The organism is Treponema sp. R8-4-B8 (genome assembly GCF_054786175.1).
In genome coordinates, this window is the sequence record NZ_BDHE01000406.1 from 1 (window position 1) to 446 (window position 446).

Sequence of the window (446 nt, forward strand, 5' to 3'; positions counted from 1 at the left end):
TTTTACTAATGCGTCATGAAAAGCCTGCGGCGGCTCTAGATCAGGATTGCCTATAGAAAAATCAAAAACCGCCTCCACGCCATGCTGTTTTTTTAAAGAGGCTCCCTCTTCAAACAGCTTGCGAATCATGGAAGACCCGCTAAGAGAATCTCTTACATCTGTCTCTTATACACATCTAGATGTGTATAAGAGACAGCTGTAACAACCATGTTTTTTGCGCGACCCGTAAGGTAAAGATAATTTTCATTATCAAGGTAGCCAACATCACCTGTCTTAAAATAGCCGTCTTCTGTAAAACTTTGCGCCGTAACTTCCGGCATCTCAAAATAACCTTGCATAACCTGCGGCCCTTTTACAACTGCCTCGCCAACACCGCGTGCATCAGGGTTAAGTATTTTCATATCAACACCGGGACAAACCCTGCCTACACTAGCCTCTTTGTAGTG

At 43.9% G+C, this 446-nt stretch carries 1 pseudogene; it reads right to left on the reverse strand.

Going from position 1 to position 446, the window contains the following annotated elements:
- Positions 1-152 precede the first annotated feature (152 nt).
- Positions 153-446 (reverse strand): annotated as a pseudogene (locus tag ACYVRA_RS08980) (hypothetical protein); the annotation flags it as partial.